This is a genomic window from Streptomyces sp. NPDC093111 (assembly GCF_040683955.1).
GTDB lineage: Bacteria > Actinomycetota > Actinomycetes > Streptomycetales > Streptomycetaceae > Streptomyces.
Genome location: NZ_JBFBNW010000009.1, coordinates 221655 through 236128 on the forward strand (window position 1 = coordinate 221655; position 14474 = coordinate 236128).

Here is a 14474-nt window from a genome sequence, read left to right on the forward strand (position 1 = left end):
CACCTGACTGCCCTGGAGGACGTGGCATGACCCCCGCTTCCCGCCCCGACGCCGAAAGCCCTCTCCCGAACCCCGCCGGCAACACCGACAGCACCGCCCCCACCCCCGCCCCCACCTCCACGCCCACCCCCACCCCGATCCGGAGCGTCACCATGACCACCCGCACCCCCGAGCTCACCTACGACCGCGAACCCCGCTACCGCCCGGTGGGCGGCACCGTCGGCACCGGTTGGGACGGCCTCGTCGAGTCGCTGCCGACCCGTGGCGTGACGGTCGCCGTCGACGGGCCGGCGGTCCTGGACTGGGACCTGTTCTCCAAGGAGGTCCAGCGCGCCCTTTCCGTACGGGGAGCGGCTGTCCGCGCGGTCGACGTGCGGCGCCTGTACGCGCCGTGGGAGAAGATCGTCGAGCGCACCGCGGCCGGGCCCCTCGCCGACGACCCGTTCTACCTTCCGCTCGCTCGGAACCCGCTGTCCGACCTGTTCGACAGCGTTCTGGCCGTCGAGGGCGGCGGCGACTGGGTCACGCTCGTGTTCGGGCCCGGCGCCGCCGAGGCGCGGCACGACGTCCTCTGGTACGCCGACCTGCCCAAGCGCTACGCCGAGCAGGCGCACACCGAGCACCGGGGCACCCTCCTCGGTCGGGCGGACGTGGTGGGGCGCGACCTCCGGCGCCTGTTCTACGTCGACTGGCCCATGATCGACCGGCAGCGGGACGCCCTCGCCCCGCGCGTGGACCGGTGGATCGACACCCAGTCGCCCGACGGCCCCGCGTGGCTCGACGGCGCCGCGCTGCGGGACACGCTGCGCGAGCTGGCTGGCTCGCCGGTCCGCACCCGGCCCTACTTCAACTCGACGCCGTGGGGCGGCACATGGGCCCAGCGTGAGCTCGGCTTCACGCCGCCGGCGGGGAACACCGCGCTCGGGTACGAGCTGATGGCGCCCGAGAGCGGGGTGCTCGTCGGCGAGGATGCCGCCGCCCAGGTCGAGCTCCCCTTCCAGCTGCTGCCCGTGCTGTACCCGGAGCAGTTCCTCGGCAGCGACGTGCACCGCTGGTTCGGGACCTCGTTCCCGATCCGCTTCGACTACCTCGACACCGCGGACGGCGGGAACCTCTCCCTCCACCTGCACCCCAAGGACGCCTACATGCGGGAGCACTTCGGCTACCCGTACACCCAGCACGAGACCTACTACATGACCGCCGTGAGCGGCACGTCGCAGGTCTACCTCGGGCTGCGCGAGGACGCGGACCCGGACGCGTTCCGGGCCGCGGTCGAGGCGTCGACGCGGGGGGCGGAGATGGACGTCGCCGCGCACGTCAACACGTTCACCGCCGAGCAGGGCCAGCTGTTCACGATCCCGGCCGGCACGCCCCACGCGAGCGGCGCGGGCAACGTCGTCCTGGAGGTCAGCGCCACGCCGTACCTCTACTCCCTGCGCTTCTACGACTGGCAGCGCCTGGACGCCGAGGGCAACCCCCGCCCCCTCGCCCACGAGCACGCGTTCGCCAACCTGGACACCGTCCGCACCGGCGCCTCCGTAGCCCGCGACCTGGTGCGGCGGCCGGCCGTCCTGCGCACCGGGGAGGGGTGGCGCGAAGTGGTCGTGGGTGCGCTCGATGAGATGTTCTACGAGGTCCGGCGCGTGGAGCTCGACGCCGGCGCCCTCGCGGAGGACGACACCGCGGACACCTTCCACATCCTCAACGTCGTCGAGGGCGACGGTGTCCTGGTCGAGACCGAGCAGGGCTCGCATCCCCTGGCCCGGTTCGAGACCCTGACCGTTCCGGCCGCGGCCGGGGCCTACCGGCTGCGCGCCGTCGGCACCGAGCCGGTCAAGGTCGTCAAGTCCCTCGTGGTGCGGGCGCCCGAGAGCCACCGCGAGAGCCCCACCGCCGGGGACTGAGCACGGAGAGGCCGGTCCCGCTCGCCCACCCACCCGTGGGGCTCCGGAGAACGTTCCGGAGCCCCACGGGCCTGGACGTGGACGTGGACGGGGACGGGGAGGGGGACAGGGACGGGGACGGGGACGGGGACGGGGACGGGGACGGGGACGGGGACGGGGACGGGGACGGGGACGGGGAGGGGGGAACGAGGACCGTGAGGGGGACGAGGACGGGGGTGACCGACCGCTGAGCCCAGGGACGCCCCCCCCAGGACCTCCTACGGCGAGGGACGTCCGGGCCAGGCGGCCTCACGGAGCAGGCGCAGGCCGTTGAGGCCGACGAGGACCGTGGAGCCTTCGTGCCCGGCGACGCCGAGGGGCAGCGGGAGCGTGCCGAGGAGGTCCCAGGCGACGAGGACGGTGAGGAAGGTCCCCGCGACGGCCAGGTTCTGGATCACCAGTCGGCGCGCGGTGCGGGAGAGGCGGACGGCGGCGGGGACGGTGGCGAGTTCGTCGCGGACGACGATGGCGTCGGCGGTCCGCAGCGCGAGGTCGGAGCCCGCCTTGCCCATCGCGATGCCGCAGTGGGCGGCGGCCAGCGCGGGGGCGTCGTTGACGCCGTCGCCGACGACGAGCACCCGGCGCCCCTCCGCCTCCCACTCCTTGACGGCCGCGGCCTTGTCCTGGGGCAGGAGCCCGGCGCGTACCTCGGTGATGCCGAGCTCGGCGGCGAGGTGCCGTGCGGCACGCTCGTTGTCGCCGGTGAGGAGGACGGGGGTGCGGCCGGTCAGCTCGGTGAGCGCGGCGACGGCGGCCCGGGCGTCGGGCCGTGGCCGGTCGGCGATGCCCAGCACGCCCACCACGGCGCCGTCCCGTACGACGGCCACGGCGGTCCGTCCGGAGTCCTCCAGTTCGGCCACCACCTGTGCGTGGGGGTGTTCGGCGGGCTCGGCGCCGGGCAGGAGCCGGGTGGGCGAGCCGACCCGGACGGTGTGCCCGTCGACGGTGGCCGTGACGCCTTCGCCGGGGACCGAGGCGAAGTCCGAGGCGTCGGACAGGGGCAGGCCGCGCTCGCGGGCGGCGTCGACGACGGCGTGGGCCAGCGGGTGTTCGCTGGGGTGCTCGGCGGACGCGGCCAGGGAGAGGAGGGCGGCCTCGTCGACGGCGGTGCCGGGCAGGGGGCGGATGTCGGTGACCCGCGGGGTGCCTTCCGTCAGGGTGCCGGTCTTGTCGAGGGCGACCGTGTCGATCTCGCCGAGGCGTTCCATGACGACGGCCGACTTGGCCAGCACGCCCCGGCGCCCGGCGTTGGCGATCGCGGAGAGCAGCGGCGGCATGGTGGAGAGCACCACCGCGCACGGCGAGGCGACGATCATGAAGGTCATGGCCCGCAGCAGCGCCGGCCGGAGGTCGTCGCCGAAGGCGAGGGGGATCGCGAAGACGGCGAGGGTCGCGAGGACCATGCCGATCGAGTACCGCTGTTCGACCTTCTCGATGAACAGCTGTGTGGGCGCCTTGGTCTCGGACGCCTCCTCGACCATTTTCACGATGCGGGCGATCACCGAGTCCGAGGGGTCCCGCTCCACCCGTACGCGCAGGGCGCCCGTGCCGTTCACGGTGCCGGCGAACACCTCGTCGCCCACCCGCTTGGCCACGGGCAGCGGTTCGCCGGTGACGGTCGCCTGGTCGACCTCGCTGGTGCCGCCGGTCACCCGCCCGTCGGCGCCGACCCGGTCCCCGGGCCGTACGAGGACGGTGTCCCCGACGGCGAGGAGCCGGGCGTCGACAGTCTCCTCCGCGCCGTCGGGCAGCAGGCGGGTCGCGGTCGCCGGTGCCAGGTCGAGCAGGCCGCGCACGGAGTCGGCGGTGCGTGCGGTGGCGAGGGCCTCCAGGGCGCCGGAGGTGGCGAAGATGACGACCAGCAGGGCGCCGTCGAGGACCTGGCCGATCGCGGCGGCACCGAGCGCCGCGACGACCATGAGCAGGTCCACGTCCAGGGTCTTGTCCTTGAGGGCCTTCAGGCCCTCCCACCCCGGCTCCCAGCCGCCCGTGACGTACGTGGCGGCGAACAGCGGTCCCCACAGCCAGGCCGGACCGTCGAGCAGGTGCAGGGGCAGGGCGAGGAGGAACAGCACCAGGGCCGCGAACGCCCAGCGTGCCTCCGGGAGCGCCGGCAGGCGCGTCCGGCGCCGGGGCGCCGCCGTCGGGGGCCGGGACGCGGACGGCGAAGGCCGCTGATCCAGAGCGGAAGACATGACAGAGGGACCCTTCACGGGTGGCTGGGGCGAGGGTTCCACCATACAGGAACACTTGAATAGGTCTTCATATGTCATCCGTATGATGGGGTCATGGGCCACGGAACGGACAGCCGCAGCAACGCCACCACTCGCGAACGCCTCGACGCCGTCGGCGCGTCCGACGTCGCCGCCACCCTCCAAGCCCTGGCCACGCCCTCGCGGCTGCACATCCTGGCCCGCCTCCAGGAAGGCCCCTGCTCCGTCGGCGACCTCGCCGACGCCGTCGGCATGGAGGCATCCGCCTGCTCCCACCAGCTGCGCCTGCTGCGCAACCTGGGCCTCGTCACCGGCGAGCGGCGCGGCCGGTCGATCATCTACGCGCTCTACGACAACCACGTCGCCGAACTCCTCGACCAGGCCCTCTACCACGTCGAGCACCTGCGCCTCGGCGTCCGCGACGTCCCGGCCGGGGCCGCCCTCGAAGGATCCGCTTCAAGGGCTTGATGTCCGTTCATCCACCTCGCCGTGGGCCTGGGCGCCGGCCGGCGGGCGCCGGCGCGGGTCGGCCGAAGCCGGTCACCCCACCGGGGTGATGTCCGCCCACAGGGCGGTGGCGTCGGGCGACAGCGGGCGCGGCGCGGGACCGGGCCCGTCCCACCACACGCCCTGGCCGGGCGCGAGGACGCCCCCACCCTCGTCAGCGCCGGTCCGCCATTGCCCCCGCAGGACGTACAGCAGGCCCGCGTGCCCCGGGTTCGGCGGGACCGGACCGGAGACCCGCTCCACCCTGGCCTCCCAACGGCCCCTCCGCACCATGATGTTGAGAACGCGGCAGGGCCCGCCCGGCAGCTCGGCGTCCAGCGCGAGATCCCCCGAGAAGGCGAACGGCTCCCCCGCCCGCGTCAGCAGGCGGTCGAACTCCCCCGGGCAGACCAGGCGCACGCCGTCGCCCGCCAGCAGCGTCAGCGTCCGGTCGACACCAGGAAACGCCGAGAAGGGGCCGTCCGCGTCGATGTCCGCGACGCTCGCCCGCCACCCGAACTCCTCCGTGTCCGAGGGACGCACGACGATCTCCCTCGTCGCACCGCCCCCGTTGCGCCATCGACCGGCGGCCAGGGTCTCGACATCGAAGAAGGAGTCGATCTGGCCGGAGGGGGCGGTGTGCGCGGTGTGTGCCGTGCGAGCGGTGTGGTCCGTGGGGTCCATCGGGTGGCTCCTGGCCTGCTGGCGGTACGGGGCGGATCACCGACGAAGTCTAGGCGGGCCGCCGCGGGGCCCCGTCGCGTCCGGTGCTTCCGGCCCGTGGTCCCGGCCCGTGGTCCCGGCCGGCGACGTGCCACGCCCGGCGTGGGCGTGGCACGTCGCCGGCGGCGTGGGGCCTCGCTAGCAGCTCGTCGCCCAGACGTGGGACCTGAGGACCACCCCGGCGGTCGGGCCGGTGTTGCCCTTGAAGCCCTGGCCCGCGCACGCGTAGTGCTTGTCGTAGCCGGCGTTGAAGTAGAACTGCACGTGACGGTAGGTGCCGGCGCCGCCCGTGCCCCGGTTCCAGATCGACTTCACCGTCTTGTCGCAGTACGGGGACCCCGACCGCCAGTCGTTGTCGTCGCCGTACCAGACACAGGGGGTGCCGCCGCCGTTGAGCTCCGGGTAGACGCAGATCTGCCCGGACTGGCAGCCCTGCCACGTCGCCGTCGTTCCCGCGCTCGCCGTCCCCGCGCCCGTCCCCAGGGTGGCGACCGTCGCCAGCGCGCCCGTCGCAACCGCAAGGGCCAGCCTGTTCCGCTTCATGGTGAACTCCCGTCCTTCGTCCATGGGTTCCTCGATACCTCCGCCACAGGGCGGTGGGACCAGATTCGGCGGGCCGGAGATTGTCCGGCAGTCCTGTTTCACCAGTTCGGACAATTCCCTAGCGTCGTCGGGGCCTTGGCACGGACGAACGGGGGATGCCATGGGACGTCGGGAACGGCCGCTGGATCCGACCGCGGGAGCCGCCGCGCGGTTCGCCCACGCGTTGCGGAAGTTACGGCAGGAGGCCGGCGGCCTCACCTACCGCGCCATGGCGGCGCGGGCCCACTACTCCACGGCCACGCTCGCCCAGGCCGCCGCCGGAGACCGGCTGCCGTCGCTGTCGGTGGTGCGGGCCTACGTGGCGGCGTGCGGCGGGGATCCCGAGGAGTGGGAACGGCACTGGCACGAGGCGCTCCGCGAGACCGAGGAGGAGGCGAGGGCCGACGACGAGGACGCCGAGCCGCCGTACCTCGGTCTCGCCCGGTTCGGTACGGGACAAGAGGAACGGTTCTTCGGACGGGACCGGCTCGTGGCGCGGCTGGTGGAGCTCGTACGGGAGCGACGGCTGGTGGTCCTGACGGGGCCGTCCGGGAGCGGGAAGTCGTCCCTGCTCCGGGCCGGGCTCATTCCTCGGCTGCGGCGGAACGCGGTGGGGCCGGCCGGCACGACCGGCGGGCCGCCCGCGATCGGCTCGCCGGGCCGGACCGCCTCCGTGCGGATTCTCACGCCCGGGGCGCGTCCCGCCGATACCCACGGGCACATCCGTGACGCGGGCGCGGGCACGGTGGTCGTGGTCGACCAGTTCGAGGAGGTGTTCACGCTGTGCGCCGACCCGGCCGCACGGAACCGGTTCATCGACCTACTGCTGGACGCCGCCGAACCCGGCCGGGGCGTACGGGTCGTCCTCGCCGTCCGCGCCGACTTCTACGCCCGTCTCGCACGGCACCGGCGCCTGTCCGAGGCCGCGCAGGAGGCGACGCTCCTGCTCTCCCCCATGGACGAGGCCGAGCTCCGCGAGGCCGTCGTCCGGCCCGCGGCACTGGACGGGCTGGTCGTGGAGCGGACCCTGACGGCCCGGATCGTGCGCGAGGTCGCCGAGGAACCGGGCGGCCTGCCGCTGATGTCCCACGCGCTCCTGGAGACCTGGCGCAGGCGCCGGGGCCGGGTCCTGACGGAAGCCGCGTACGAGGCTGCCGGCGGCATCCACGGGGCGGTCGCGCACACGGCGGAGGAGGTGTTCGCCCGGTTCACCCCCGAGCAGGCGACGACCGCCCGGCGCATCCTGTTGCGGCTCGTCACCCCGGGCGAGGGAACCCCGGACACCCGCCGGCCGACCACCCGGGCCGAGATCGCGGCGTCGGCCGACACCGACACGGAGCCCGACGGCAGCGGCGGCAGCGGCACCGGCGGCGGTATCGGTGCCCCTTCCGGTGCCGGAACGGACTTCGTGCTCGAACGGCTCGCCCGGGCCCGTCTCATCACGCTCGACGGCGACACCGTCGACCTCGCCCACGAGGCCGTCCTGACCGCCTGGCCGCGCCTGCGCGACTGGCTCGACGAGGACCGCGAGCGGCTCCGTGCGCTGCGTCGGCTCACCGAGGCCGCCGATGCCTGGGAGGTGCTCGGACGGGACCCGGGCGCCCTGTACCGGGGCCTGCGGCTGGCCGATGCCGAGCAGCAGGTGGGCGGCGGCGTCGGCCTGACCCCGTCGGAACGCGCGTTCCTCACCATCTCGGCCGCCGCGCGCCGCCGCGAACGCCGGGGGCGGCGGGCCCGGGCAGGCGTCGGGTCGGTGCTGCTCGTGCTGGGGCTCCTCGCCTCGCTCGTCGCCTGGCAGCAGAACGGGGCCGCCGAGCGCCGCCACGTCGAGGCGGAGGCCCGGCGCGTCGCGGGCGTCTCGTACAGCCTCCAGGCGAGCGATCCGCAGCAGGCCATGCGGCTCGGCCTCGCCGCCTGGCGCGTCGCGGATCTGCCCGAGACGCGTTCGGCGCTGTCGAGCGCCATGGCGCAGCGGGAGCAGGACGTCTTCACCGACCCCGACGGCGACGCCGGGACCATGCGCCGTCTCAGCGGCGACGGGCGCACCCTGATCAGCGTCGGCGCCGACCAGGTCACCTGGTGGGACGTCGCCGGCCGGCGCCGCACCGGCACGGCGCCGGGCCTGGGGAAGGCGGCCGGGGACGTGGCCTTTCCGCAGGCGGGCGCACGCTGGTTGCCCGAGTTCGGCCCGGCGGGGCGGGTGAACGCCCGGGACCTGGACAGCGGCAGCCTCCTGAGCATGCCCGTCGTGTCGAGGGCGGGTGTGGAGATGGGTGCCGACGGGCGGAGCCTGCTCGCGTACGACACCACCCGCGACGGCTTTCGCGTACGGCTGTGGGACCTGGGGGTGCGGCGCCCGCTGCTGGAGTGGACGGTCGGGGCCGGACGGGCGCGGGCACCCGGCCCCGACGACACCGCGGCCGGCGACCTCCGGTGGGACCATCTCACCGCCTTGCGGAACCAGCAGATAAGGGAACGCCGTTGGCCCTCGCTCGCGGCGGGTACGGCGCCGGCCGATGCCACCGTCAGCCCTCAGGGCCGGCATGTGGCGCTGTGTGTGCCCGGCGAACGGCTCCAGTTGTGGGACGTGGCCCGGCAGCGCCAGGTGTCGGCGCCACGGCTGCCGGAGGTCACCCGTCGGCAGTGTCTTCAGGAGCGGGTCGCGTTCTCCGCCGACGGCCGGTATCTGGGCCTGATCGGGGACACCGGGTACCGGGCCTGGGACGTCACCTCCGGGCGGGAGCTCCCGCAGGTCGAGTACCAGGGCCTGGAGGCCGTCGAACTCGCCCCGGGCGGTGGTTTCCTGGCGGCCTCGGACGGCAAGGAGCTGCTGCTGTGGCGGGTGGGTGCGCCGCTGCCCGTCTTCCGGCACCGGCTGGTCGGGGAGGTCGTGAAGGACCTGCGGCTCGACCTGCGCGCCGGCGTGGTGCGGTACCTGGGCGGCCCGGAGGGCTCGTGGGGGCCCACCGTCCACACGCTCTCCCTCGGCCGGTCGCTCGAAGCCCGGTGGGACGCCGTCCCGACGGTGGCGGCGGCGTTCCGTCCGGGCGGCGGCGTACTCGCCACGGCGCGTGCCGAGCGGGACCGCGTCCGTTTCCGCCTCTTCGACCCACGCACCGGCAGGCCGCTCGCGGAGCCGGGCAGCGAGGCATGCCGGCTGCCCGAGGAGTGGCCGCTGGCGGAGGACTGCGGGGTCACCCTGGCCTTCGACGCGGCGGGGCGGCGCCTCGTGTACGGGGCGGGGGCGGCGCAGTCGCCGCGGGTCTCCCTCTACGACGTACGCGAGCGCCGGGCCCTTTCGGTGCTCGGCGCGCGTGAACTGGGCCCGGAGCCCTGGTCGTACGTCGCCTTCGGCGGCGACGCCACGTCGCTGGTCGTGTCCGGCCCACCCGGCCCCGGCGCCGTTCCGGCCCGCGTGCGGGACCCGCGGCGCGGGCGGACGACGGCCACCCTGACCGGCGGCTTCGGACGGATCGCGCTGCACCCGGACGGCAGTCTGCTGGTGACGGCGCAGGGGCAGGCCTACCGAATGCCCGGGGGCACCCTCCTGCCGAACACCCGGAGACCGGGGAAGGCGACGGCGCTCGCCTTCAGCGCGGACGGCGCGCTGCTGGCGGTGGGTGACGCGTCCGGGCGGGTCACGCTCTGGGACGGGCGGCTCGGCCGGCGCCTCGGCGTGCTGCCGGGCGAGGAGAGCAACCCGTACCAGTTCGTCTCCGCCCTCGCATTCTCCCCCGACGGCCGCACCCTCGCCGTGGCCGGGGACGAGGGCACCCTGCAACTCTGGGACACCGCGTCCCACCAGCGGATCGGCGGGCCGCTGTCCACGCCCGGGGACACGATCCTGGCCCTGGCGTTCGACACCGACGGCACCGCACTGCGCACGGCGGGCGACCGCACACCTCCGCAGACCTACCCCCTCGCCCCGGACCGTACGGCGGCTGCGGTCTGCCGCCGGGTCGGCGGGGCGGGGCTGTCGCGCGCCGAGTGGCGGGCGCTGCTGCCTGACGTTCCGTACGTGGACACCTGCCGGGCGGAGCCGTGAGGTGCGGGGGAAGGGGAGCCGGGCGAGGTCACGCGTCCCAGGTGACCGGGAGGCTCTTCACCCCGTAGATGTCGGCCGTCTCCGGGCGCAGGGCGACCTCTTCGGCCGGCACGGCGAGGCGCAGCGTGGGGAAGCGCTGGAGGAGGGCGGTGAACGCGACGCGCATCTCGACGCGGGCCAACTGCGCGCCCAGGCAGAGGTGGACGCCGTGGCCGAACGCCAGGTGTCCGCCGGAGTTCCGGTCCAGGTCGAGGACGTGGGGGTCGGCGTAGCGCTCGGGGTCGCGGTTGGCGGTGTGGTAGGAGAGGACGACCGTGGTCCCGGCCTCGATGATCTGGCCCCCCAGCTCGACGTCGACCAGCGCCGTCCTCATGAAGGACTTGGCCACGCTCAGATACCGCAGCAGCTCCTCCACCGCGCCGTCGACGAGCGAGGGGTCGGCACGGAGCTCGGCCAGTTGGTCCGGGTTCCGCAGGAGGGCGAAGGTGCCGAGGGAGAGCATGTTGGCGGTGGTGTCGAAGCCGGCCGCGAGCAGGATGAGGCTGATCCCCCTCAGCTCCTCGTCGCTGAGGTCGCTGTCGGTGAGCTCGCTGAGGACGTCGTCGGTGGGGGCGGCGCGCTTGGCGACGACGAGCTCCGCCAGGTACTCCTGGGTCGCGGTGTAGGCGGCGATGAGCTCCTCATCGCTCGTCTCGCCGTTCATGAACGTGTCGATCTGCTCCTGGAAGGAGGCGCGGTCCTCGTACGGCACCCCCAGCAGCTCGCAGATGATCATGGTGGGGATGGGCTTGGCGAAGGCGGTCACCAGGTCGGCCGACGGGCCGGTGCGCTCCATGGCGTCCAGGCAGTCGCCGGTGATCTGCTCGATGCGCTCGGTGAGCAGCCGCATCCGGCGCGCGGTGAACTTGCCGACCAGCGGCTTGCGGTAGCGGCTGTGCTGGGGGTCGTCCGTGAGCAGGAACTCGCCGGGCGGCGCGGGAGGTATCTCGAAGTCGACGACGTTCATGAGCTCTTTGCGCGAGCTGAAGCGCGGGTCGGCCAGGACCGACCGGACCAGTTCGTGTCCGGTGATCATCCAGCCGGGCTTGCCGCCGGGGTGGGTGTAGCGGCTGATGGGCCCGTGCCGGCGGGCCTCGGTCAGCTCCGCGGGCGGGTCGAAGGGACAGCCGGCAGGACGCTCCGTCGGCAGGGCCGGGACGGTGTGGAGGGACTCGCTCATGACCATTCCTCATCTCGCGACGTCAAGCGTTTGACACATTCCGAACGCTACGTTGCGTTCAGTATCTGGTCAATCAATCCAGGACATAACCGCAGGTGGAGAGCGCCAAATTGATGCAATGACGCTGCGACCGAATGCAACGCAGCGTTGCAATGAGGAGCGGTGAAGGCAATACTGCGGGCATGCCAGGAGGACGGTTGACCCAGCAGGAACGCCACCGGATCGCGGCCGGACTGACCGGCGGACTCTCGTACGCCGAGATCGCGAGGCGGCTCGGCCGGCCCACGTCGACGATCAGCCGCGAGGTCACCCGCAACGGCGGCGCCGGCGCCTATCGGCCGCAGCACGCCCACGAGGTGACGGCGCAACGGGCGCGCCGCAGCACGCCACCGCCCCCGCGCCCCGACGCGGCCGACCTCCCCGCGGCCGACGTGACCGGCTCGGTCGGCTCCGGCGGCTCCGGCGGCTCGGTCGGCTCCATCGGCTCGGTCGAGGAGATCGTCGAGCTGGCCGTCAGGTCGGGCATGCCGAGAACGACGGCCCGCGTCCACATCGACCTGCTGATGTCCGAGGACGGCAGACGCACGGCCGCCGAACTGGTCCGCCGCCTGCGGCTCAGTCCGGCGTCCGTCTCCGTCGCCGTCAACTTCCTGGTCGAGAACGGCTACGCGCGCCGCGAGCGCGATCCGCAGCGCCGGCGCGACGTGTACGTGATCGACGACGACGCCTGGTACCACTCGATCCTGATCAGCTCACGGCAGACCCTCGAAGTGGCCCAGGCGGCGATCACGGCGGCGGAGACCCTGGGCCACGACAACCCCGCCGCGCAGCGGCTCTCCCGAGGGGGAACATTCCTCCGGCAGGTCGTCCAGGACACGATGACCTCGGCCGACCGGTGGCGCACGCTGTTGTCGTGACGGGACGGATCCGAGGGCATGCGCCGAAGCACCCGGGACCGCCGGCCCCTCCTCGGGACTCCCGTCAGTCCTGGTCCACGCGGGACAACGCGTCGGCGATCAGGCGGATGGCGAACTCCCCGTCGTCGGTGATGCGGTTGATGTGCTCGGCGAGCAGGAAGGCGGTGGCCTCCAGCGGGTTCATCTCGTCGCTGGTCCACTCCCCGTACTGTTTGCGCCAAAGACTGGGACTCAACCCGGTCCCCGCGGCGATGACCAGGCCCGCCATGGTGGGGATCGCCTCCGGGCGCACGCTCCGCGGCATCGCGCGCATCGCCGACACGACGCCCGGCACCACGTACTCGATGACGTCCTTGTCGTGCTCCTCGTGGGCCTGCCGCAGCCACTTCATGAACATGAAGATGACCGTGCACGTGCCGTCGAGGAGGTCGTGGACCTCGCTCGGGCCCAGCGACGCGGTGAACTGGCGGATCAGCCGCTGCTGCTCGGGATCGGGTGCGGCTCTGTCCTCGTGGACGGACTTGAGGCGCGAGTCGATCACCATCAGCGCGCCGCCCACATCACCGGCGGGAGCGTTTTTCGGGTCGCAGGGCGATGACACAAGATCCTCCTCCGTGACCGCGGACGGCAGCGCGGCGTTGCCCGCACGGTAGAACGGCGAACGGGGCGGGAGGCCGGGGATTCCCGGAAGACCACCCGTAAGGGGCCGACGCCGACCGCACGATATTCGATTGCCGTCGTCCGCCGCGGTCGGATAGGAATCCGACATGTTGCGAGGCGAGAAGATCGGGCTGCGGGCCCGACACGACGAAGACCTCCCGATCCTGCGGACCGAGCTCCACGACGACGTGGTCAACGCCTCCCGGGCCGACAGCCGCCCGTGGCGGCCCCTCGCGCCCGGATCGAAGAATCCACGACTCGTCATGGACGACACGGACGAACGACACGTCCCGTTCTCCGTGGTGGAGTTGGACGGCGGCACGCTCGTCGGCAGCGCGGAGCTCTGGAGCATCGACACCCACAACCGGCTCGCCCACATCGGCATCGGACTGCGGCCGTCCTTCCGCGGCAAGGGCTACGGGACGGATGTCGTCGCGACGCTCTGCCACTACGGCTTCGTCGTACGGGGCCTGCGGCGGCTGCAGATCGAGACGGTCGCGGACAACGCCGCGATGCTCCGCGTCGCCGAGCGCAACGGCTTCGTCCGCGAGGGCGTGCTGCGCTCCTCGGCGTGGGTGATGGGCGAGATCCTGGACGAGGTGCTGCTCGGGCTCCTCTCCCACGAGTGGCAGCAGGGCGGCGGCTCCACGGCCGCGTCGTAGACGGGGTCTTAGGCCGGCGTCACAGGCGGAGGCTTAGCCCGGCGTCTTAGCCCGGCGTCTTAGCCGGAGCCGTAAGCAGGTGTCGTAGGCGGGAGCCGTAAGCCGGAGCCGTAGGCCGGAGCCGTACTCCGCTGTCGTAGGCCGCCCCGATCCCCCGGGGCGGCCTTTCAGTCGCCGAAGGACCCGTGCCGTCCCGCCCCGGACGTGAAGCGCGCGGCGCCCGAGAGGGTCTCGCCGGTCGACAGCGGCACCATGCCGTGGCGCAGCTCCGCCGCCAGCGCCTCGGCCTCGGGCAGCCCGTGCTGCTCGCGTACCGACAGGCGGTCGTGGCGCAGGCACAGCTGGGGGAACCCGGCGATCTCCCTGGCGAGTTCCTCGGCGGCGGCGCGGGCCTGTCCCGGGGGTACGAGACGGTTGGCGAGGCCGATCTCGTACGCCTCGGCGGCCCGGACCGGGCGGCCGGTGAGGATCAGGTCCATGGCGCGGCTCTCGCCGATCAGCCGGGGCAGCCGGACCGTGCCGCCGTCGATCAGCGGGACGCCCCATCGGCGGCAGAAGACGCCGAGGACCGCGTCCTCCTCGACCACCCGGAGGTCGCACCACAGGGCGAGTTCGAGCCCCCCGGCGACGGCGTGGCCCGCGACGGCCGCGATGACGGGCTTGGACAGCTCCATCCGGGTCGGGCCCATGGGGCCGTCGCCGTCGGGCGCGACCCGGTTGCCGCGTTCCGTACCGATCGACTTGAGGTCGGCGCCCGCGCAGAACGTGCCTCCCTCGCCCCACAGCACGGCCACGGCGGCCTCGTCGTCCGCTTCGAACGCGCGGAAGGCGTCCGCGAGTAGGCGGGCCGTCGGTCCGTCGACGGCGTTGCGGGCGGCGGGTCGTGACAGGACGACGGTCGTCACCGGGCCGTTGCGTTCGGTGCGGACGGCGGGGGCGTCGGCGGCGGGGGCCTCCGGACGGGCCGGCTCGGCGTTCGGAGCCGCGGGCGGCGGGGTGTCGGTCATGGCGGCATTCTCACGTG

At 73.7% G+C, this 14474-nt stretch carries 11 protein-coding genes; 5 read left to right on the plus strand and 6 right to left on the minus strand.

What is annotated here, in order from left to right; all coding sequences use genetic code 11:
• Positions 1-26 precede the first annotated feature (26 nt).
• On the plus strand, positions 27-1904 hold the full coding sequence (locus tag AB0Q96_RS17880; RefSeq protein ID WP_365326415.1) for a class I mannose-6-phosphate isomerase: 1878 nt from the start codon (positions 27-29) through the stop codon (positions 1902-1904).
• A 257-nt stretch (positions 1905-2161) separates the two neighbouring features.
• Here the strand turns inward: AB0Q96_RS17880 and AB0Q96_RS17885 are convergent, their stop codons facing one another.
• Positions 2162-4138 (minus strand): heavy metal translocating P-type ATPase, encoded by a 1977-nt coding sequence (locus AB0Q96_RS17885; protein ID WP_365326417.1) that lies wholly within the window; start codon positions 4136-4138, stop codon positions 2162-2164.
• Between the two features lie 93 nt (positions 4139-4231).
• On the opposite strand from AB0Q96_RS17885, the gene AB0Q96_RS17890 reads away from it, so the two are divergent.
• Positions 4232-4624: a metalloregulator ArsR/SmtB family transcription factor gene (locus AB0Q96_RS17890; RefSeq protein WP_365326419.1), complete on the plus strand. Its 393-nt coding sequence runs from the start codon at positions 4232-4234 to the stop codon at positions 4622-4624.
• A gap of 72 nt (positions 4625-4696) precedes the next feature.
• Here AB0Q96_RS17890 and AB0Q96_RS17895 read toward each other — a convergent pair whose 3' ends face one another.
• Both AB0Q96_RS17895 and AB0Q96_RS17900 read right to left on the minus strand, forming a co-directional pair.
• Positions 4697-5326, minus strand: a complete 630-nt coding sequence (locus AB0Q96_RS17895) for a HutD family protein (RefSeq protein ID WP_365326421.1) — start codon at positions 5324-5326, stop codon at positions 4697-4699.
• Between the two features lie 177 nt (positions 5327-5503).
• Positions 5504-5932 carry a peptidase inhibitor family I36 protein gene (locus AB0Q96_RS17900; RefSeq protein WP_365326423.1) on the minus strand — a complete coding sequence of 143 codons (429 nt, stop codon included), beginning with the start codon at positions 5930-5932 and terminating at the stop codon, positions 5504-5506.
• A gap of 136 nt (positions 5933-6068) precedes the next feature.
• On the opposite strand from AB0Q96_RS17900, the gene AB0Q96_RS17905 reads away from it, so the two are divergent.
• The gene (locus AB0Q96_RS17905; protein ID WP_365326425.1) at positions 6069-9992 is read left to right on the plus strand and encodes a helix-turn-helix domain-containing protein; all 3924 of its coding nucleotides are present in this window, start codon (positions 6069-6071) and stop codon (positions 9990-9992) included.
• A 28-nt stretch (positions 9993-10020) separates the two neighbouring features.
• Here AB0Q96_RS17905 and AB0Q96_RS17910 read toward each other — a convergent pair whose 3' ends face one another.
• Positions 10021-11211, minus strand: coding sequence for a cytochrome P450 (locus AB0Q96_RS17910; protein ID WP_365326427.1), 1191 nt, complete (start codon positions 11209-11211; stop codon positions 10021-10023).
• A 197-nt stretch (positions 11212-11408) separates the two neighbouring features.
• Between AB0Q96_RS17910 and AB0Q96_RS17915 the strand changes: the two genes are divergently transcribed.
• Positions 11409-12128: a helix-turn-helix domain-containing protein gene (locus tag AB0Q96_RS17915; RefSeq protein WP_365326429.1), complete on the plus strand. Its 720-nt coding sequence runs from the start codon at positions 11409-11411 to the stop codon at positions 12126-12128.
• 64 nt (positions 12129-12192) lie between these two features.
• On the opposite strand, the gene AB0Q96_RS17920 is transcribed toward AB0Q96_RS17915, so the two are convergent.
• Positions 12193-12729: a hypothetical protein gene (locus AB0Q96_RS17920; protein ID WP_365326431.1), complete on the minus strand. Its 537-nt coding sequence runs from the start codon at positions 12727-12729 to the stop codon at positions 12193-12195.
• Positions 12730-12895: 166 nt separating this feature from the next.
• Between AB0Q96_RS17920 and AB0Q96_RS17925 the strand changes: the two genes are divergently transcribed.
• On the plus strand, positions 12896-13450 hold the full coding sequence (locus tag AB0Q96_RS17925) for a GNAT family protein (RefSeq protein WP_365326433.1): 555 nt from the start codon (positions 12896-12898) through the stop codon (positions 13448-13450).
• 167 nt (positions 13451-13617) lie between these two features.
• Here the strand turns inward: AB0Q96_RS17925 and AB0Q96_RS17930 are convergent, their stop codons facing one another.
• Entirely contained in the window at positions 13618-14457 is an 840-nt protein-coding gene (locus AB0Q96_RS17930; RefSeq protein WP_365326434.1) for a crotonase/enoyl-CoA hydratase family protein, read from the minus strand.
• Positions 14458-14474: the final 17 nt, after the last annotated feature.

Bases quoted from the DNA above. Each gene is read 5' to 3' on its own strand.
- AB0Q96_RS17905 (WP_365326425.1), top strand. From the start codon at position 6,069: ATGGGACGTCGGGAACGGCCGCTGGATCCGACCGCGGGAGCCGCCGCG.
- AB0Q96_RS17885 (WP_365326417.1), bottom strand. From the start codon at position 4,138: ATGTCTTCCGCTCTGGATCAGCGGCCTTCGCCGTCCGCGTCCCGGCCC.
- AB0Q96_RS17890 (WP_365326419.1), top strand. From the start codon at position 4,232: ATGGGCCACGGAACGGACAGCCGCAGCAACGCCACCACTCGCGAACGC.
- AB0Q96_RS17910 (WP_365326427.1), bottom strand. From the start codon at position 11,211: ATGAGCGAGTCCCTCCACACCGTCCCGGCCCTGCCGACGGAGCGTCCT.
- AB0Q96_RS17930 (WP_365326434.1), bottom strand. From the start codon at position 14,457: ATGACCGACACCCCGCCGCCCGCGGCTCCGAACGCCGAGCCGGCCCGT.
- AB0Q96_RS17895 (WP_365326421.1), bottom strand. From the start codon at position 5,326: ATGGACCCCACGGACCACACCGCTCGCACGGCACACACCGCGCACACC.
- AB0Q96_RS17880 (WP_365326415.1), top strand. From the start codon at position 27: ATGACCCCCGCTTCCCGCCCCGACGCCGAAAGCCCTCTCCCGAACCCC.
- AB0Q96_RS17900 (WP_365326423.1), bottom strand. From the start codon at position 5,932: ATGGACGAAGGACGGGAGTTCACCATGAAGCGGAACAGGCTGGCCCTT.
- AB0Q96_RS17925 (WP_365326433.1), top strand. From the start codon at position 12,896: ATGTTGCGAGGCGAGAAGATCGGGCTGCGGGCCCGACACGACGAAGAC.